Genomic DNA, 20266 nt, shown 5'->3' on the forward strand with positions numbered 1-20266 from the left:
TCAACCATGACTGATAGCATATTTGCTAAAATTATCAGGCGGGAACTGCCCGCTGACATTGTTTATGAGGATAATCTTGCCTTAGCGTTTAGAGACAAAAATCCTCAAGCCCCCGTTCATATTCTGGTTATCCCCAAAGAGGCGATCGCCAAACTATCTGATGCTGAATCCAAAGATCATGCCCTGATGGGACATTTGCTGCTAACGGCGAAACGAGTTGCCGAACAAGAAGGACTAAGCGAAGATGGCTATCGGGTCGTCATTAATAATGGTCCCAACGGTGGACAAACCGTGTATCATCTCCATTTACATATTCTGGGGGGTCGTCAAATGAAATGGCCTCCGGGCTAAACTCAATAAATTAGTCTGATAGTCCAGTAGGGTGCGTTAGCCGGTCAAAATGAAGCCACTTCAAGCGACCAGCCACAGTCCGGCGTAACGCACCAAATTATCCCACGGTAACTAGATCGCCTAAACAAACTTTTACTTTAGACTTTTGCTTTGCTATTCTTCCATGCTTTGGGCCACTCTACCAGGGTAATTTACCGAGACAGTGATGAAAGAAAAAAATCAGGGGTTTTGCGGTTTGGGCAGAAAAAACAGATTTTTCAGGTTACACTTTATCTATAACAATTAAGCGGATGGCGATCAAATGGCGATCGGAGTCAGAGTTATCACTGTTAGCCCCCGCTGTTACCCCAATACCAAACCTGCATCTGACCCTGCCCGATTCTATAGCAAATTAGACAGTGAACTTGCTCTGGAAATCAGTGCTAAACTAAACCAATAATATTATCGAGATCCAAGATTAATGGGGGATGTTTCTCTTAACTTGAGAGTCATTGCCAAGGTTGCCCGGTCAAAAGCATAAAATCAAGAGAAAACTTATGAAAGTCAAACTGTTAGTTAGCTTAATCTTGACAAAGACAAGTTTTTTCCCCTATCTGGCTTCAACCGCTAAAGCACAAAATTTTCAGTTGACCATTAAGCCCCCAGGAGAAAGTAAATCATCTCTTGCAATAAATCTTGCAATAAATCTTGCCATAAACAAAACTGCGATCGAGATGGCCGATGCTTCTATTTTTTGAATCATATATATGTCTCTGCTTTAAGTGATTGTGTTAATTCCGGTATTAATATTTCAAGTGGAGAATTATTGCGATTTTCTGCCACTGGCCAAGCCAGGTATGGTTATGAAGGTGAACCAATTAATGATTCACCCATAACAGATGCAAATGGAAATAGGCTAGTAAATGGCAACAATATTGGTAAAAAAATAGACCCGTCTGCACAAATGCCGAATCAACCTATTGGTACTCTGCTAGGGAGGATTGGTCGAAGCGGAAATTTTTTTGCAATTGGCTCAAGTAATCAGTTGATAATGCAGGAATCAGGGAGGTTATTTCTATGTTACAATGATGTGCCGGATATGTTTGGGGATAATGGTAGTGGATACACAGTTAGTATTTACAGAATAGAGGCTGGTTCTCAGAAACCAACTAACCCTTCTCCTTACGGTCAACAGACTGCAACAGCACCAACACGACCCACAAGACAAACTTTCAGGAATGCTCAAGAATTAGGCATGGCACAGTTCTTGCAGGGAAATCGAGAACTGATAGATGCTTATGAAGCGTTACAGGGTGCTGCTCAAGGCCAATACAACGTAGTACAAATTCCCAGTAATGATTTTATGGATAACCCCTGTACTCAGATAGCCAGAGAAAGGGGAACTTTATTCAGCGAGAGAGAAGATATTAGTTATGCCGATTATCTAAAATTAAAGTTAAAGTTAAATGCTCAAATTGCAGCGTACAATAATAGTCTAGCGATTATCGAAAAGATGCAAGACTATAATAATCGTCTGTCAAACGAGAATCGACAGGGCGGAAGGGACGCATCCCAACGCATCGTCGCCAACTTTCAAAGTTTATGGAGTCGTATTGAGCAACAAAACCAACCAGATTTATCCTTAGATAGAATATTAAGATCCCTAGCTTATGCGATAGAAGAAAGTGGAGTTTCAACCATAAATTTTGTAATAAAATCGGCGCAAACTGGTGGAAAACTAGCTGCTGCTTTTAGCGATTTTGGCAGATTGGGTCAATTATTGAATTTACCTAGTTCTTCTAATGCTGATGCTACTCAGTTAACTGGCAGAAGTCTCGACTATGCAATAACTTTTTCTGAACAACTTGAAGAGGTTAGCCGCGAGTTTAATGCAGGTAATTATGAAAAAATAACCGATATTACTTTAGAAGTAGCAAATGCAGCGATCGGTTTGATCGATACCCAAAATAATCCAAGACTGGTTCGGGCAGGTCAAGCGATAGCAATTCGTTCTGAGGCTATAAAGCTGAAGGATATGATAATTTTACTACAGCAACCTAATGTCGGAGAAGTTCTAGATGATTACGACCGATTTTATCTGACAGTAGCAGGAATTTCTTCTGCTTTAAAGATAGGAGCAGACACAGTAACACTAATCAGTCAGTGTAGATGGTGTTTTGTATCCACCCAATTCGCCATAACTTCTAATTATTAACCCGGATATAGTTTGGTAGGGTGCGTTAGGCTGGCGATCTATTTTCCGCGAAAAACAATCAGCCTAATTGCCAGCCGTAACGCACCATTAACCCGGATATGAAAACCGGGTTTCTTCTTTGAATTCCACCGTTAACTTTGATATCCTGAAGAGAAACCCGGTTTCTGGGCCATAACGAAGAAACCTGAGAAACCGGGTTTCTTTTACGCATTTCACCGTTAACTTTGATATCCACAACAGAAACCCGGTTTCTGGGGTTTCTGGGTGATTTATTAAGTTTCTTGCTCCTGATTAAAAGAACATTCTACTTGAATTTTCAGGTTGCTTTTGGCGGTGCCTTTTGTAACATAAGGAATCCCGGTTTCACCACCCATCTCGACCCCAAACTCTAGAGTTACTTTGTCAATCTTGGCTACAGCAACTTGTTTGAAGGCGGCTAAAGTATAGCTGGTATAGGAAAAGATGGTTTTTTGTAAATCGTGAATCTGCTTTTGGAATTCTGCTTTAACTTCTTTGACTCCTTTGGAGACTGCCGCTTCCTCCTCGTCGTCGTCAGAAACCGGGGCAGTGGTTAAAGTTTCTGGTGCATCAATATCTTCGGTGGCTTCGATATAGATTACGGTGTTGTCATCCAGTTGGATCGGGGTGAGTTTAACAGTCATAAGAATTCCGGGTTGCCAGATTTAAAATTTGTAGCTTAATTATATAGAGAGGATTCAAAAATTGGTGGAAATAGTCCAATGAGTCGAGATGCGCTGGTGGTGGGGATTAGCACCTATCAATATCCAAAATTAAACAAGCTAGAGGCACCCGCAAAGGATGCTGAAGACATTGCTCAATGTCTAGAGTCTAGTTTATTGCCGTTCCAAGTGAAACGACTGCCAGAGATTGTCGATAAAGAGAATAATAGGCTGAAGGTTGGGAAAAAAACTGAAGTTTCTCTGACTCAACTTAAACAAGAACTATTTAAACTATTTAAACCCAAAGGGAGCGTAATTACCGACACGGGGCTATTTTATTTTTCTGGACATGGTTTATATGATCAACTCACGGAAGAAGGATATCTCGCCACCAGTGATGCTAATCCAGATCAGGGAAATTGGGGGTTTCCATTACATACTCTACGCAAGTTACTACAAGATAGTCCAGTTCGTCAGCAAATTATTTGGTTAGATTGTTGTCATAGTGGTAGCTTAATCGTACTGAATGAAGCCAACCCCGGAAAAGACCCGGATCATAGTCGCTGTTTTATTGCCGCATCTAGGGATATTGAGGTGGCATATCAGTTAGTGAGTGGATCGCATGGGGTGTTGACGGATGCGTTGTTGGAAGGATTAGATCCAAATCGCGTTTCCGGGGAATGGATTGATACCTTGTCTCTCAGCGCATTTGTAAGTCAATATCTGCAAAAGGTGCATCCAACTTATCCGCAGAAACCGCTTTTTATCAATGATGGGCAAGTTATTAATTTGATTCGGACGCAAGAGAAACAGGAGTCTGAGAGCAAAAGCGATCCGCCACCACCTAAAACCACAGTGGGCTTAGAAAATATCGCCGAAATTCCCGTATGGGTGGGACGGGATGCCCTAATCCAAGAGTTAAAAGCCAAATTACTCGCACCGGAAACCGCCCCGAAAGTGCTGGCGATTATTGGGCAAGGGGGTATCGGTAAAACCAGTTTAGGGGTGAAGTTGTTGGAAAGTTTGGGGGTGCAGTTGCAACCGCCAAACCTCACCGAAACCTGTGTTTATGAAAAAGTTCTCTATTTTAAAGTGTATCCAGGGACGAGTTTTGATGATGTGGCGGAGTTTCTGCTGCGCGGGTTGGACATGGAAACCGTGGAACCGTTGAAAACTCCAGAGGAAAAAATCCGCAATGTCCTGGAGGGGTTGACGAAACAGCGCGGAGTTGTGGTTTTGGATAACTTAGAAGATATTTTACACCCAGGATCGGCTACGAATCCGGGGAAAGCCCTGTCTGGGGAATGGGGACAATTGCTCAATCGCTTTGTCTATGGCAATCATTGCTCAACGATTATGCTCACCAGTCGGGAATTTCCGGTAGATTTGGCTGACCCCCGTGCGCGGACTGGGAACCCTGACCCGAAATTGGTCGAGTTGCTGACTTTGGTGGGGGTTAGCGATGAAGCTGGGGTGGAAATTTTGCGGCTGCGTGGGTCTGCCGATAGTGAAGCAGACCAGCAATGGATTGCGGAACGAGTCAAAGGCAATACATTTTTATTAGCTCAATTAGCGGCGATTGGTTTAGAAAGTCCGGGGTATTTGCGACAACATCCCGAACTGGTGGCAGAGGAGGCAGAACCGATTCTACAAGCGCAACTGATGCGGCAAAGTGAGGCAGCACGGGATTTGTTGCGGCAAATGTGCGTGTTGCGGACGGGGATTGATATCCCAGGATTAACGTTTTTGCGCCTTTATACCGATGACAAGGAAAAAGACGATCGCTTTGGAACAGCAGTAAAGTTAGAAAAACCAGGAAAATTTACCAAAGCAGAACTGAAAGAAACTGCGGAAATTGTCCGGCATTTGGTGAATAGTTCTTTGGTGCAGAGTCGCTATGATAAGGAACGGTGTGAATGGTTTTATGACCTGCATCGTTTGATTGTGGAATATCTGCAAACGGCATATCAGGCAGAGTTGCCGCAACTGATGGAACGGGTTTATAAGTTTTACTGCACTGGGAAAACAGTCGAAAATCCCAAAACTCTGGAAGATTTGCGCCCACTTTTAGAAGCCCAGTATTTTGCTTTTCAGTTGGGGAATTATGATGAAGCCTCTAGTTTATTGATGGGAAAAATAGAGAAATATCTCGAACCTTGGGGATATTGGAGTTTATTAAAAAACCTATGCGAACAAATTTTGCCATATATTACAGATGACACAAATAAACGAATTTGTCTGCAATCAATTGGAATCATATACCGAGAGACGGGTAACTGGGATAAAGCCGAAAAATATTTTGGTAAATCCTTAGATAGCGCAAGAGAGCATAATAATAAAAGCGGTATTGCTGCATCATTACGACTCTTGGGAGATATCGCCCGATATCGCGGCAAATGGGATGAAGCGGAGAAACACTTTCGGCAATCTTTGGAAATAGAAACCGAATTGGACGATCGCGCTGGGATGGCTTCGAGTTGGATACTCTTGGGATATATCGCCGAAAGTCGCGGCAAATGGGATGAAGCGGAGAAACTCTATCAGCAATACTTGGAAGTGATGACCGAATTGGACGATCGCGCTGGGATAGCTTCGAGTCGGGCAAGCTTGGGATATATCGAAAAATGTCGAGGCAATTGGGATAAAGCGGAGAAACTCTATCAGCAATGTTTGGATTTGAGAACCGAGTTGGGCGATCGCGCTGGGATGGCTTGGAGTTGGGGACAATTGGGAGATATCGCCCGATATCGCGGCAATTGGGATAAAGCGGAGGAACTCTATCGGAAAGCTTTGAATTTGAGAACCGAGTTGGGCGATCGCCCTGGGATGGCTTCGAGTTGGGGAGTCTTGGGAGATATCGCCCGAAATCGCGGCAAATGGGATGAAGCGGAGAAACTCTATCGGCAATCTTTGGATCTGAGAACCGAATTGGGCGATCGCGCTGGTATGGCAGAAACTTGGGCAAGCTTAGGAGAAAACGAACTGGGCAAAGGTAATCTCGATACGGCGGAACAATATTTAACCGAAGCTTTAGCCGATATGGAAAACCTGAAAATGACCTGGCATATTGCCGAAACTAATTTTGACTTAGCTAAATTATGGCGTCAGCGAGGCAACGAGGAAATTGCCCAAAAGCATTACGAAAAATCCCATCAACTCTATGAAAAATTAGGGGCGATGAAGGATTTAGAACGGATTGAACGGGACTGGAGAGAAACCGGGTTTCTTATTTGAATTCCACCGTTAACTTTGATATCCTGAAGAGAAACCCGGTTTCTGGGCTACAAAGAAGAAATCTAAGAAACCGGGTTTCTTCTTGGAATTCCACCGTTAACTTTGATATCCTGAATAGAAACCCGGTTTCTGGGCGACAAAGAAGAAACCTAAGAAACCGGGTTTCTTCTTGGAATTCCACCGTTAACTTTGATATCCTGAAGAGAAACCCGGTTTCTGGGCGACAAAGAAGAAATCTAAGAAACCGGGTTTCTGTCTTACAGTGGTTTTTAGATTAATAAACTATCCACATTAACCGCCAGGGAATAAATTCCCTGGCTAATAGCGCAAGTCGGTTAAAACCGACTGAAATTCTCATCACTATAGTTATTTAAAATAAAAATAAAACATTAATTAAATTTCGCGGCGTTAGTAGGGGCGGTTCGCGAACCGCCCCTACATAATTGTATTAATCTTGCTGGAATGGAAATAACTATAAAAGCATGATTAGTCGGATTTATCCGACTTGCGCTATGAGGCGGGGGTAGAAAACCCCCGCCGGATGTGGTTTTCTACTGAGAAAACCGCTGTAAGAAACCCGGTTTCTTATTTAACGCAAGGATAAAATCCGATCGCCCTTATTTAAATCCTGACTTGCTTCCAAAACTGCTTGACGCGCCCAGCTATCTGCTGCTAAAATATCATCTAAAGATGGATTTTGGCAGTTATTCCCTTGGTGGCGATCGCAGGTTTTTTCAATTACACGGGGAATATCTAAAAACGCAATTTTCTCATCTAAAAATAGCGCCACCGCTTGCTCATTGGCCGCATTTAAAACCGCCGTCATCGAACCGCCTGCGCGACCTGCCGCATAAGCTAATTCCATACAAGGATACTTATCATGGTCAGGTTCCCGGAAAGTTAAATCACCGGCTTTAACTAAATCTAACCGTTGCCAATCCGTATAAATTCGCTCTGGCCAAGACAAAGCATAAAGCAACGGCAACCGCATATCCGGCCAACCCAATTGAGCCAAAACCGACGTATCTTGCAACTCAATTAATGAATGAATAATACTCTGAGGATGAATCACAATATCAATATCATCGTAATCCATCCCAAACAGATAATGCGCCTCAATTACCTCTAAACCTTTATTCATCAAAGTAGCAGAATCAACGGTAATTTTTCGCCCCATTGACCAGTTAGGATGTTTTAAAGCATCAGCCACTTTCACCGAGGCTAATTTTTCCACCGGCCAATCCCGAAAAGCCCCCCCAGATGCAGTAAGAATAATCCGCCGCAAACCCCCATCCAGCACCCCTTGCAAACATTGAAAAATTGCCGAATGTTCCGAATCCGCAGGCAGCAATTTTACCCCATATTTTTCTACCAAAGGATTCACCACCGGCCCACCAGCAATCAGGGTTTCTTTATTCGCCAAAGCAATATCTTTCCCCGCTTCGATCGCCGCAATTGTTGGCAGTAACCCCGCGCAACCGACAATCCCCGTCACCACCGCTTCCGCATCCCCGTAAGCAGCCACGGTTTTAATCCCTTCTGCCCCTGCGGTTAAAATCGGCTGGGGGTCAACATGGGCGATCGCCTCGCGCAACTCTGGCAACAAAGACTCATCGGAAATTGCCGCAATTTCCGGGCGAAACTGCTCAATTTGCCGCGCCAACAAGCCCACATTCCGCCCTGCGGCAATGCCCACCAACCGAAATTTATCGGGATGTTGCGCCACAATATCCAAAGTTTGAGTGCCAATCGAGCCGGTGGATCCTAAAAGTGTAATAGCTTTCACGATTTGTTAACAATCAACAACAAACCTACTATAAAATTTTCCGGCGCCCTCGCGATCGCAATTTCCTGGCAGCGCAATTTCCTGGCAGCGTAATTTCCTGGCAGCGTTTGCTATGAGTTGGGTTGGCGATGAGTTGGCAACCATCAGGGTGCGATCGCTCACCACCAACCAGCCCAAGGAGAATAGACAGAGGTCTATTCTCCCGAAATATGAACCACTAAATCTCTTACTGACCCTTGCGATCGATGTTCCCAAACATAAATTCCTTGCCAAGTCCCCAAGACTAAATAACCTTGATTAATCGGAATTTGTTCAGAACTGTGAGTTAAAACCGTGCGAATATGGGCTGGCATATCATCAGGGCCTTCGGTACTGTGAAAATAATTGCGATTTTCTGGAACTAAATCCGCCAAAAAATTTTCCAAGTCCCGCAAAACATCAGGATCAGCATTTTCTTGAATAATTAAACTGGCGGAAGTGTGGCGTAAAAATAAACTACATAAGCCTGTTTTTACCCCAGATTCGGCAACAATTGACTGAATTTTTGGGGTAATTTTAATCAAAGATTTGCCAGTAGTCTTAACTTTGAGTAAATGTTGATGATGAATCATGGTGCTGTGAGGAATTATCTCGCTAGATAGTTGACAAAAAGCGGAATATATTGATATAATTTCAGGAATTACTAGGAATTAGCTGATGTTTACAATGCTTGATGTAAATCATCAGGAGTTAAATGGGAGTGAATAATTTCGCCATCGCGAAACCAAACAATTCTGCGCGTACAGCGAGCAACTTCTGGTTCGTGAGTCACCATCACAATCGTCATCCCACTCTGATTCAGTTCAGAAAAAATATTAATCACTTCCTGAGTAGTATGAGAATCTAAAGCCCCCGTAGGTTCATCCGCTAATAAGAGCACGGGACGATTCACGATCGCCCGGGCGATCGCCACCCGTTGTTGTTGTCCTCCAGAAAGTTGGTTAGGTTTATTATTCATCCGATTTTGTAAACCTACTCGCATTAAAGCTTCTTCAGCCCTTTCTCGACGTTCTCGATTGCCCACCCCCGCATAAACCATCGGTAACATAACATTTTCTAAGGCCGTCATTTGGGGTAACAAATGAAATTGCTGAAACACAAATCCCAGTTTCCGATTTCTAATTGTCGCCAAATCTGCCTCTGGTAAATTGGCCACATTTACCCCGTCTAAATAATATAAACCACTGGTGGGACGATCTAAACAGCCGATGATATTCATGGCAGTAGATTTACCGGACCCCGATGCCCCCATAATTGAGCAATATTCCCCCAATTCAACGGTGAGACTGACGCCATTCAGGGCTTTGACTTCGGTGTTGCCACTGCCATAGAGTTTAAAAATATTTTCCAGAGAAACGATCGCCTGTTTTTTTTCTGGATCTAGCAGTGAGGTGGTTTGATTTGTTTGACCTGTTTGACTTGTTTGACTTGATAGTTGATTCATGGCTTACTTTGATTTTATATTTTTATAGTAGATGATTTTGTAGATGATTTCGATTGTTCCCATTGATGGTTACTTTGATAGTTAAGCTGTTCTTAAGGCAACAATGGGATCGAGTTTTGCCGCTTGTTGGGCAGGTACAACGCCGAAAAATAAGCCGATCGCCCCAGAAACTCCTGTAGCTAAGGCGATCGCGCCTATAGAAACCCCTGGGGAAAAGGGCGTAAAATAACCCACCAACAAAATCCCACTAACGGCGACTCCTGTACCGATCGCACCGCCCATCACCGACAGAATCACCGATTCAATCATAAACTGAATCAAAATATCTCGCGGAGACGCGCCGATCGCCTTGCGTAAACCAATCTCTTGAGTGCGGTCTGTCACCGACACCAACATAATATTCATAATGCCAATACCTGCGACCAGCAGAGAAATACTAGCAACCGCCCCCAAAAAAAGCGTCAATGCCCCACTAATCGCTTGCAATCGATTTAACATATCTTGTTGATTACGCACGGTAAAATCATCTTCATCGGTAATTTTGTGACGCAGCCGCAACAAGTTTTCGATTTGAAACTGTGCTATAGCCATGCTTTGTTCATTTTTAACCGCTGCAAAAATAAAAGAAACCGGCAGTCCATAAGGGGAACGACGGCCAACAATTTGGTTAGCCATTGTAGTAATCGGCACGATCGCGGTTTCATCATAATTAGTACCCAAAGAAGTGCCTTTAGATTCCATCACCCCAATCACTTCCAAGCTAACATTTTTGATGCGAACTTTTTGGCCGATCGGGTCTTGGTCGCCAAACAATGCTTTAGCCACATCAGACCCGATCGCCACCACTTGATTATTTCGTTTCAAATCTAAATCTGTAATAAACCGACCTTTCGCCACCTGGTAATTTCTCACCTGGATAAAATCGGGAATCGTCCCAAAAATTAACGCCGAAAAATTTTTATTCCCATAGCGAATAGTCTCCGAACTATTTAACTCTGCCGAAACTGCCTGAACTAACGACACCTGAGAGGCGATCGCCTCTGCATCAGACAACACTAATTTTTGGGTTGACCCCACATTTAATCTTCGACTCCCGCGACTTCCAGACTGAATAAACAGCAGATTCGTCCCCAGAGATTGAATTTGCTCCCGCACATAAACTTTAGCCGCTGAACCCACCCCAATCGTGGCAATTACCGCCGCATTGCCGATAATAATTCCCAGCATTGTTAGGCTGGTGCGGACTTTATTTGCCCCCAGAGTTTGCGTGGCTGTTTTAATTTGTTCAAAAATATCTACGGACATTGATTTGTTATTTATTGTTGGTTATTTATTGTTGGGTAGGGATTCTTTGGGTAGGGATTCTTTGCTTGCCCCCCTTTGAAGTTGGGGGGGTTGTTGGTTGTTCGGGATAAATAGGGTTAATTTTTCTGGATTGTAAAGCATAACGGCGATTTGCTCCTGTAATTCGGCTTCTGACATTCCGGTAATTTGAAAGATGTCATGGGGAATTGTGATGTTCATAGTATTGTTTCCTAAGCGTTACTTTAAGATTAGCACTAAATGTGGCTAAGAAACCGGGTTTCTATGGTGGATATGTAGGGGCGAATGCGAGAACGTCCCTACTGTGGAGTTACAGGAAGAAACCCGGTTTCTGAATCCTGGGGATAACTAAGAAAAAGAAACCGGGTTTCTGTGGTGGATATTATCGTTAACTGTGGAGTTACAGAAAGAAACCCGGTTTCTGAAACCCAATAAGCGATCGCATTTGTCCCCAGATAAAGAAACCGGGTTTCTGTGGTGGATATTATCGTTAACTGTGGAGTTACAGAAAGAAACCCGGTTTCTGAAACCCAATAAGCGATCGCATTTGTCCCCAGATAAAGAAACCGGGTTTCTGTGGTGGATATTATCGTTAACTGTGGAGTTACAAAAAGAAACCCGGTTTCTGAAACCAAGCGAGATAAGTAAGAAAAAAAAACCCGGTTTCTGATAGTAATCGGCTGATTATGATTCTTTTTTAGAAGTAATCACTTCGATCGGTCGCAGAATTTTATCCCCATGACGAAATCCCCGACGCACAATTTTAGTAATCGTTTGATCCTCAACATCCGATCGCACTTCTCGTTCCACTACTCGGCAAAAATCGAAATCAGGTTTAGTTCCTTCCAGTTCTAAAAGTTCAACTTGACGGCGCTGAAGTACCCCCAGCAATTTCTTTTGCACAATTGAGAGAGACTTAGGCAAACGCTGAATAAATTGAGGAGAAAGTTCAGAATGCTGATCCATATAATCGAGTAAAAATTCCACAGCATCAAAAACATCAAATATCTCTAAAAACAGTTCCTCTTTAGCGGCTATTGATTGTGACTTTTGTTCCCGTAATTCTTGTTGGAGTCCGACTCGTTCTTTTTGCAGGTTTCCCAATTCGTTGACAAGTTGGTCTCGCAGTTCGGCATTAAAGGTTAGATTGGTCATGGGTTATAGGTTATTGGTTATTGGTTATTTGTAGGGGCGTGGGTATTTTTTGCATATTATTTGCGTATTATTTGCCCCTACTGACATAATGACATCTCCAAAAAATAAATTATGGCTGCCTGATTGGGCTAGGGCGAAGCATAAGGGATAGGCATATCTCTAATTTTACCGTCAAATTGTCGCCCATTAGCTTCGCCCCTACAAAATAATACAAATTAATACATTTTTTTCTGGAGATGTCTATAATGACAATTCACAAATGACATTGGTGATTGATTAATAACTTGAACTTTCGCCAACTTCTGCGCTACCGACTTGTCTTTTTAATAAATTGGCGAATTCTCTGGCATCATTGATATTCATAAATGACGCTACTTGAATCATATCTGTGTTAGTATTTTCGACATATTTGACAAATGCATCTCTACAGTAATTATTCTGAATAAATGTTAGATTGCTTTCGCTATAAGTCACATTCACAGGATACCACAAATTAATGCCCCCTGGATGACTATCCCCACAAGAACTTAGAGGAAATGAACCACTATTGTTGCTTAATATATCGGCGGCATTAGCCCGAACTGAGGGAGCATCAGCATTATAGCTAGATGGTTGGCCAACTTCTCCACTACCCAAATCAAATTTGAGAATATTTGCCAACTCTACAGCATCAGATCGATTTAAAAACGAGGCAACTTGAACCGATAACTCGCCAGTTTTTCTCCATTTTTCGATCGCATCTCTACAGTAAAAATTGCGAACTCGATTTAAATTATCCTCGCTATAGTTGACATAAACCGGATACCAGTCATTTGTGCCACCAGGGTCTCGATCGCCACAGGTATTTTTGGGATAGCCCTTAGCATAATAGCGATCGGAGAATTGAGGTCTAACCACTGGTTCCGTTTGTGGCGATCGCGGTTTTTCTTGCCTTACAGGAGTCGGCGGTTCAGGTAGTTTTTCTAAGCGATCGGATAACTGAGGTCTAACCACTGGTTCCGTTCGTGGCGATCGCGGTTTTTCTTGCCTTACAGGAGTCGGCGGTTCAGGCAGTTCTTCTATCTGCTGTATCGGTATAACTTCTGGGGATTTAGGCGAGGTTAAATATTCGATTTTTTGGGCTTGTTTTCGCTCTGTTTTTAACTCATTTCCGCTGTTAACAGCTAAGACAAAACCAGAAAAAATCGGGCTAAACACAAATAGCCAGACAAAAAATCTAATCCCATCTAAAACCAGATGACTACCATTAAATTTAAATTCCGGTTTTAGCTCACTTTGGGGCATGACTTTAGGGCGTTTGCTTAAACTAGCGCCAATGAATTTAACGGATAATTCTTCTTTAGAGGGAAGTTCTGCCCCGGCTTCTAAGCTTGTATCTATTCCGGCGAAATGGGATGACAAATTCGGATCCATATCGTCTCTAATATAGTTAGCGACTTTCTGCTCAATATCCAAATCTGTTGCGTCAAAATCAGCCAGTAAATTTAATTCTGGGGCAGTAGTCTCTATGCTAGAAAAATCTGTTCGCTTGAACCGTTTAATCGGTGGTAAAATTGGACGCAGATAATCGGCGACGATGCGTTTTTGTGAGTCTAGGAGACTTTTTTGCGCTGCGGCGATCGCCTGAAGGGGATATTCCTTGCGCTTCATGGCGATCGCCATAGCTTTGGTAATTTCTGCTTTTGATGCAGCTTGGGAAACACCGAGAATATCGTAAGGATTCATAGAACACTGTTTGTTTTCCATTCAAAATCTCCTAAAAAAATCGACGAATACCTAACTCACGATAAATTTGTTGATATTCAACTTTATCCGGGCAAAGTTCATAAGCCCATAGGCCAAACTTCTGGATCAAATCATAAGGCATTTGTTGAGATTTTGACCCTTTAATCAGATGCAGTATAAAGAATTCCGCCAAATAAGATTTAAGCGGATCGCAGTCGGAATACTTGGCATAGTTCACCGCTTCATCAAAGCGATCGCGTTTCATTAAATCGTGAACTTTATTGAATTCTTTACTCAGTTTGTAAATTTCTTGAACTATCGGATCTTCGGGACAAAGTTCGTAGATCCAACTACCCAATTTACTAATATCCTCAAAGGTTAATTCACCACTTTTAAATCCTTCAACAAATATTTTGACGAAAAATTCAGTCAGATTATGGCGAATTTTATCATGGCGCGATCGCTTGGCTTGTTGAACGGCTTCTTCTAGTTTATTTGCCTTGATCAGCGCATCGATTTTTCGATTATCTTGAGTAATCTCAACGCGATCGATGAGGTCAAGCAATACCGGATTTTTAGGATCGATTCGCTTAATTTCTTCAAGTTTTTGAAGTGCCGTGGTTTCCTGAATTGTTTCCGCAACTAATTGCTCGCGAATTTGCTCCGCTTGATATTCCGCTAAATAGCTTCTGGCTGGTTGACTGCCTAATAATTCATACCAAGATTTGGCAAAATCTAGATGTTCTTTAAAATCAGAAATAGCATGACGCTGCTGTTGGCAAATTCGGTCTATTTCTTGACTCCATTCTCGATTCGCTTTAATCGCTGCAATAGCTGGTTTGAGCGACGATATAGCCTGCCGCCATTGTTTTTGTTGAAGATAATAGCAACCTTCATGGTACAATACAAATTGTTGAGCAAATTGTTGGCCAACAAATTCGGGAGTTATGTTGGGTTTAATCGCCGGTTTAATTTGAATAGCGCGAGCGATATCTCCTTCAACACAAGCAGCTACCGCTAATCCCCAACTGGTATAAAGTCCCCGCAATATATGGTTAGAATTATGGTCATTATTCTGGGAAACTTCAATTTCATTTATGGCAATCTGAGAACGCGAACAAAAACCAGGGGTCAAGTACAAATTATTTTTTTTCGCTCCTGAATTTGCCGGAGTTCCCATCAAACGCAGTGCTACCATTTCCTGACGATAAAGATCGCGCAGACGCAAATAATCGTTTAAGTTTCGATCTCTGAGGGAGTCAACGGCATTTTCTAGGATTTTTTGCAGTTCTGATGTGACTGCGTTTAAGTCAACTGCTGTACTTGACAACCAAGGCAAATTTTTCAGAGAAGAGTCTTGGGAAAGATTGGCGATCGCAGTTGACCAAGTGACAATAAAATCTGGCATAAATTCTGCCAATTTATTTGGGTTATTTTGCCAGCAGTAATAAGTAGCGATCGCCCAATTATGTAGGGCAACAATATCGCCATTATCCCGCCAAACTTGTGCCGCATTTTCGGCTATTTGCTGCCAGTTTTTATTTTGCCAAATTTCCCCATCTATCCGAGGGATGATATGCTCTTCTAGATTCGTTTTGACGAGTTCATAGCTGCCAAATTTATTGATGAATTGAAGACTGATTGATTTGGCTAATTCAAAATCTGCCGCATCAACAGATTGCTCGATTTGCTGTAAACTGAGGGTGCGATCGCGTTCCACCAAAATCTTCAAAAGTTGGCGTTGTTGCTCAACTCTCGGATCGGAAATAGACTGCCATTCTCGATTAGCTTGCTGCCAATTCTGTTTTTTCCCATGAGCAAATCCCCGAAGATAAGCCGCTTGATTGCCCGTCACTCTTTCTAGAGTAGCAAGTGCCTTGTCGAACTGGTAAAGTTTAACGGCAACTGATGCTTTTCTGAGGGCGCATTCTGGAATATCTGGTAATAATTTTTCGGCGGATGCGTAGCTGGGTAAAGCCCGATCAAAATCCCCAGCTTTTTCTAGATTCCATCCATGATGAAACTGTTCGATTCCCCGGACAATATTCTGTAATTTTGCTAAAAAATCGCGGCCATCAGAACGGGGAAATTGAGCTAGTCCGGTTTCCAGGAGAGCGATCGCTTCTGGAAATTTTCCCTCACAGGATAACTGATAAGTTTGACGCCAAATTGTTGCAAATATTTCCTCCTTTTCAAGCTGAGAATGAAGTTGCGCGATCGCTGCCTCCACCTCATCGGTGGCAAACAGTTCTTGCGCTTTTTGATATCGAGAAGTTGCTTGGTGAAAATAATACTGTTTTGCGAGTTGTTCCCCTGACTCAACGAGTGACTGATATTTCTGCCGCCATTCCAGGAGATTTTCGCATCGATTCAAAGCGATCGCCACCCGCTCGTCAGGATAGCTTGAATAAGACTTTTGGTAGAGATCCAGTGCCTTAGACAGGGCTGTAATACTCGGTAAAGTTCCCGTTTCTTTCGCCAAAATTTCATTAGCTGAATTCAGCAATTGTTCGGCTTTTTCTGTTTGAGTTTTCCAGCTATATTTCCAAATATTCAAACTATGTTTAACTTCCCCTAACAGGGATGCTACGGTAAATTTTTGCACAATCAGTTCAGAAACCGACTCAATGGGATACCACAAATTGAGAATTTCTTCAGCCTTGGCGATCGCCTCTGGTAGCTGCTTTTGTCTAGAGAGAGTTTTAGCTTTTTGGAATAGGGATTTAGAATAGGAAAGTTGGCGCAAAACTTCAGCAAAGTCCACCCCTAATAAAAGACTGCTTACCCGATTGAATTTATCGACAATCATGGACAATTTACCTCCAAATTAGGCACAAGCAATATCTCACCGATTGCCAAAGCATTTTCGCGACCAGTGAGGGGAGAATTCGCGGCCATAATTTGCGGCCATAAATTTCCATCTCCATAGAACTTTTCCGCAAGGCGCGATAAAGAATCACCACGATTTACTTTGTAATAAAATCCGCCACAAAGGAGGGATTCTCCGTCGGATTTTTTCGAGGGGACAACTGGCGTTTGTGTGGGATTAAGTGTGGGAAATTCCGGGGATACTCCGGTTTCTAAAGCCGGAGAAATAGTTGCAACTGCTGGTTGATTTTGCTGCACACCTTGCTGCATATAAACTGAATTTCCCGCTGCACCTAAACTTATCCCCAGCAACAGGATGAGAATTGCGACCCCAATTGGCACCCAAGGCGCGATCGCTGTTGATTTGGTTGCTACGGAAGGCAATTCTGGCAGTTCTGTGAGGGTGCGAATTAGGGATAAATCAGTTTCGCAATTAGGGCAGATATTTCCCTCGATTTTCGGGCGATCGCATACCGGACAAGTGAGATAAGTTTTCATCGTGTAATTCCCGTGGCAATATTTGCAGCAGAAAATTCGCGCAATCCATACTCGCGGATATCTGGAATCAGTTCGTTCCAAAGGCGATTAGCTTCATTAATCTTTTCATGCTCTATTGCATGAATCAGACGGTGCAATTTATCTGCCATGAAACCAGCGCGAGTTGGGTCAACAGAATGGGCTTTTTGGATCGCATCTTTGGCAATTAATAACTTTTGGATTTCTTCCGGCAGATTTTTCAGTTCCCGTTCCGCATCTTCGGCGAGTTTTTGCATTGCCGATAGATTATGAATAGCGATCGCCTCTTTGAGTTGTTTAGTGAGACTTTCAATCCGTTGTTTTTGAGCATCAGGAAGCATAAAAGAGCAATGTTCCATGAGGAATTCAAATTCCCGCACAAAGAACTGAGCCACATCCCGATCTTCTGAAGCAAATGTTTTCAATTCCTGAAGTTTAGCTTGGGCAACTGCCACGCGATCGGCTTGGGGTTTATTATTTTGACCTCGAATTTGGTTAGAGGCAGAAATGGCTGCCCCGGCAATTTCATAAGCAGTTTGCACCCCTGTTTCTGTCAAGTTAGCCGCTTGATTCAATTCAGCGATCGTTCGCTCCACTTCTCTGGCAATTTCTTCATCTACCCCACCCCGCGAAAACGAACAACTGACTCGAACAGCAGGGTTATTTTTCAGGGCTGCGGTAATTTGCAGAGAACTATTTTTCTCATCTAATTCTACTGTAACCGCTACTTCTGTACCCCGTGGATAGGGTTTGTCCAGTGCTAACCACATCTCCCCAATCCGTTCGTCCCGGTTGAGGCGATCGAGGTCTTCACTAACGCGATCGGGACTGGAAAATTTAAAGTGAATCAATCGTTGTCCGTCGGCTTCAGTGCGAAATGTATGGGCTGTATTGACTGGCAGAATATCCCCTTGTTTGATTAGTTTATATCGCGGTTCATTCGCCAATTCAATAAAGTAATCGCGGGAAACCGTAGAAACTTTATCTGGCAATCCTGCTGCTACAATGGCCGCTCCTTCTGCAACCGCATACATGGGGCGTGGATGAACTACTACCTTATCTGCACCAAATGCTTCGCGGACTTTGCGTTGAACTAAAGGAATTTTTGAAGAACCCCCGACCAGCAAAACAATATCAACTTCATCGACGGGATATTCGGAATATTTTAGAGTATCCTGGCAAATTGCGATCGTGCGTTCCACCAATGGCAAAATCATTTCTTCCAACTCGCGGCGAGTGATTACAACCTCAATGGGAATTGCCATTCCTAATTCGTCTAAGAGGGGAGTCGCGGGTATAATTCGTGCTGTCTCATTGGTACTTAAATCTATTTTTGCTTGCTCTACAGTAAATTTGACATCTGCTAAAAAGCGAACCCGATGGTAATAGGGCATTTTGGCAATTAAAGCATCGATATTCTCGATTCTTTCTTCCTGCGCTACTTTAGCTTTAACGAATTCAAAAAGCTTGTGGTCAATATCATCGCCCCCCAACCACAAATCGCCTGCTTTACCAGACTCGATAAACTGATTGCCAGAAACCGTAATTAAAGAGGAGTCGAATGTGCCGCCACCGAAATCATAAACCAACATAGTTTTACTATCATCAGAATCCGGTTTAAATCCATAAGAAATGGCGGCGGCAGTGGGTTCGGGTAGCAGTTCCAGCAATCCTAAACCCGCTCGCATGACAGCAGTTTGAGTAGCGTAACGCTGTTTGTCATTAAAATAAGCCGGAATCGTCACAACTGCGTGAGTTATTTTACCTTTTTGATTGGCTTTCTCTTCTTGATGAAGTTGGGCATTTTCCACCACCTTTTTGAGGATTTCAGCAGAGATATCTTCCGGTTGATACTCTCGACCATCCAACCAAACCGAGAGACTGTTATCAGTCCCCTGAGTTGATTGGGTAATTTTATAGCCAAAGCGAGACAATTGTTGTTGCACTGTAGGGTCGTTAAATCCGCGTCCCATCAAACGTTTGATGGAAATAATCACGTTTTCTGGTTGATCGCGTAGCTGATTGTAGGCTTTCGTACCCACCACGAGTTTACCTTTGTCGAACGCAATAACCGAGCGGGTCAGTGCGTTCTCGTTTCCACTGTTTTCTTCATTTTTGACGACTTCTACATTAACCAATTTTAAAGCTGCGACGGAGTTTGTCGTGCCCAGGTCTATGCCAATTACATTACCCATTTAATTGTACTCCTCTAATTTGGTTATTTGTTGTGTGTTGTTGGTTGCTTGTCCTTTAATTAAACCTGTTTGTGTGATTTAATAAATCAGTATTTTCACTAATTTTTTTGACAAGCTTTAGGTTATTTTATCAAAATTTACAGCGCAAAATAGCCCGTTAAAATAGGGCTATAGAGAAGCATAAATCGGATTTATTTTTAACAGTTAATGCTTTTTAGCTTGTGATTAAAAATCCGATTTCTATGACTGCTCGATTAGGGATCCATGTTTCCCAGAGATGGAAATAAGCGATTCGCGTTCGCGATCCCCTGTCGCAGAATCGCGCACATATATAGATTGACTATCGGCATGACTCCTGAAATAGGGCTCAGAAACCGGATGTCTGAGCGCGAAGTTCTGCGAGAGGCATAAAGTTAACGCAGAAACCCGGTTTCTTACCTATCGCCTTGGCGGAGAAGTTTTACGCAAATTTGGCAAAATTTTTTTTCGTTAAGCGTGAAACAGCCCAGAAACGGGGTTTTTCGTCTCTTCCCCGAAAAGCAACCGGGTTTATCCCCAAGAAAAGAAACCGGGTTTCTGTTGTGGATATGTAGGGGCGATTCGCGAATCGCCCCTACTGTGGAGTTACAAAAAGAAACCCGGTTTCTGAAACCCATAAAATAAGCGATCGCGCTTTTGCCCAAAAACCAAGAAACCGGGTTTCTGTGGTGGATATTACCTGTACTGTGGAGTGACAAAAAGAAACCCGGTTTCTGA

The 20266-nt window shown here is 43.0% G+C and carries 18 protein-coding genes; 6 read left to right on the top strand and 12 right to left on the bottom strand.

Annotation, left to right across the window (positions count from 1 at the left end; genetic code table 11):
• Positions 1–6: 6 nt before the first annotated feature.
• From ABWT76_RS07460 to ABWT76_RS07470, 3 genes are all read left to right on the top strand, one after another.
• Positions 7–351, top strand: coding sequence for a histidine triad nucleotide-binding protein (locus ABWT76_RS07460; protein WP_190879731.1), 345 nt, complete (start codon positions 7–9; stop codon positions 349–351).
• A 536-nt stretch (positions 352–887) separates the two neighbouring features.
• Entirely contained in the window at positions 888–1088 is a 201-nt protein-coding gene (locus ABWT76_RS07465; protein ID WP_054466026.1) for a hypothetical protein, read from the top strand.
• Entirely contained in the window at positions 1085–2545 is a 1461-nt protein-coding gene (locus tag ABWT76_RS07470) for a hypothetical protein (protein ID WP_054466025.1), read from the top strand. The genes ABWT76_RS07465 and ABWT76_RS07470 overlap by 4 nt, the downstream gene beginning before the upstream one ends.
• A gap of 58 nt (positions 2546–2603) precedes the next feature.
• Here the strand turns inward: ABWT76_RS07470 and ABWT76_RS07475 are convergent, their stop codons facing one another.
• Positions 2604–2780 (bottom strand): hypothetical protein, encoded by a 177-nt coding sequence (locus ABWT76_RS07475; protein WP_156331683.1) that lies wholly within the window; start codon positions 2778–2780, stop codon positions 2604–2606.
• A 37-nt stretch (positions 2781–2817) separates the two neighbouring features.
• Entirely contained in the window at positions 2818–3207 is a 390-nt protein-coding gene (locus ABWT76_RS07480; protein WP_054466024.1) for a CU044_2847 family protein, read from the bottom strand.
• Positions 3208–3285: 78 nt separating this feature from the next.
• Here ABWT76_RS07480 and ABWT76_RS07485 point away from each other — a divergent pair, with 78 nt between their 5' ends.
• Positions 3286–6459, top strand: coding sequence for a tetratricopeptide repeat protein (locus tag ABWT76_RS07485; RefSeq protein ID WP_354635866.1), 3174 nt, complete (start codon positions 3286–3288; stop codon positions 6457–6459).
• The gene (locus tag ABWT76_RS07490; RefSeq protein ID WP_156331682.1) at positions 6456–6737 is read left to right on the top strand and encodes a hypothetical protein; all 282 of its coding nucleotides are present in this window, start codon (positions 6456–6458) and stop codon (positions 6735–6737) included. The genes ABWT76_RS07485 and ABWT76_RS07490 overlap by 4 nt, the downstream gene beginning before the upstream one ends.
• A 311-nt stretch (positions 6738–7048) precedes the next feature.
• Here the strand turns inward: ABWT76_RS07490 and dxr are convergent, their stop codons facing one another.
• From dxr to ABWT76_RS07515, 5 genes are all read right to left on the bottom strand, one after another.
• A complete protein-coding gene (gene dxr / locus ABWT76_RS07495) occupies positions 7049–8245 on the bottom strand; it encodes a 1-deoxy-D-xylulose-5-phosphate reductoisomerase (RefSeq protein WP_054466021.1) in 1197 nt (398 codons plus the stop codon).
• A gap of 194 nt (positions 8246–8439) precedes the next feature.
• Entirely contained in the window at positions 8440–8856 is a 417-nt protein-coding gene (locus ABWT76_RS07500) for a secondary thiamine-phosphate synthase enzyme YjbQ (protein WP_190879727.1), read from the bottom strand.
• Positions 8857–8945: 89 nt separating this feature from the next.
• Positions 8946–9728: an ABC transporter ATP-binding protein gene (locus ABWT76_RS07505; protein WP_082348827.1), complete on the bottom strand. Its 783-nt coding sequence runs from the start codon at positions 9726–9728 to the stop codon at positions 8946–8948.
• A gap of 81 nt (positions 9729–9809) precedes the next feature.
• Complete coding sequence (locus ABWT76_RS07510) at positions 9810–11033, bottom strand: ABC transporter permease (protein WP_054466019.1); 1224 nt, start codon at positions 11031–11033, stop codon at positions 9810–9812.
• 21 nt (positions 11034–11054) lie between these two features.
• The gene (locus tag ABWT76_RS07515; protein WP_054466018.1) at positions 11055–11252 is read right to left on the bottom strand and encodes a hypothetical protein; all 198 of its coding nucleotides are present in this window, start codon (positions 11250–11252) and stop codon (positions 11055–11057) included.
• A 193-nt stretch (positions 11253–11445) separates the two neighbouring features.
• Here ABWT76_RS07515 and ABWT76_RS07520 point away from each other — a divergent pair, with 193 nt between their 5' ends.
• On the top strand, positions 11446–11721 hold the full coding sequence (locus ABWT76_RS07520; protein ID WP_354635867.1) for a hypothetical protein: 276 nt from the start codon (positions 11446–11448) through the stop codon (positions 11719–11721).
• A 14-nt stretch (positions 11722–11735) separates the two neighbouring features.
• On the opposite strand, the gene ABWT76_RS07525 is transcribed toward ABWT76_RS07520, so the two are convergent.
• The 5 genes from ABWT76_RS07525 to ABWT76_RS07545 form a co-directional block, all read right to left on the bottom strand.
• Positions 11736–12206, bottom strand: a complete 471-nt coding sequence (locus tag ABWT76_RS07525; protein WP_054466017.1) for a nucleotide exchange factor GrpE — start codon at positions 12204–12206, stop codon at positions 11736–11738.
• A 276-nt stretch (positions 12207–12482) separates the two neighbouring features.
• Entirely contained in the window at positions 12483–13952 is a 1470-nt protein-coding gene (locus ABWT76_RS07530) for a hypothetical protein (protein WP_354635868.1), read from the bottom strand.
• Between the two features lie 10 nt (positions 13953–13962).
• On the bottom strand, positions 13963–16740 hold the full coding sequence (locus ABWT76_RS07535; RefSeq protein WP_354635869.1) for a hypothetical protein: 2778 nt from the start codon (positions 16738–16740) through the stop codon (positions 13963–13965).
• Positions 16737–17297, bottom strand: coding sequence for a LysM peptidoglycan-binding domain-containing protein (locus ABWT76_RS07540; RefSeq protein WP_054466015.1), 561 nt, complete (start codon positions 17295–17297; stop codon positions 16737–16739). Before ABWT76_RS07540 ends, ABWT76_RS07535 begins: the two co-directional genes overlap by 4 nt.
• Positions 17294–19510 carry an Hsp70 family protein gene (locus ABWT76_RS07545; protein WP_354635870.1) on the bottom strand — a complete coding sequence of 739 codons (2217 nt, stop codon included), beginning with the start codon at positions 19508–19510 and terminating at the stop codon, positions 17294–17296. The genes ABWT76_RS07540 and ABWT76_RS07545 overlap by 4 nt, the downstream gene beginning before the upstream one ends.
• Between the last annotated feature and the right edge of the window lie 756 nt (positions 19511–20266).

The sequence above is a fragment of the Planktothricoides raciborskii GIHE-MW2 genome (genome assembly GCF_040564635.1).
GTDB lineage: Bacteria > Cyanobacteriota > Cyanobacteriia > Cyanobacteriales > Laspinemataceae > Planktothricoides > Planktothricoides raciborskii.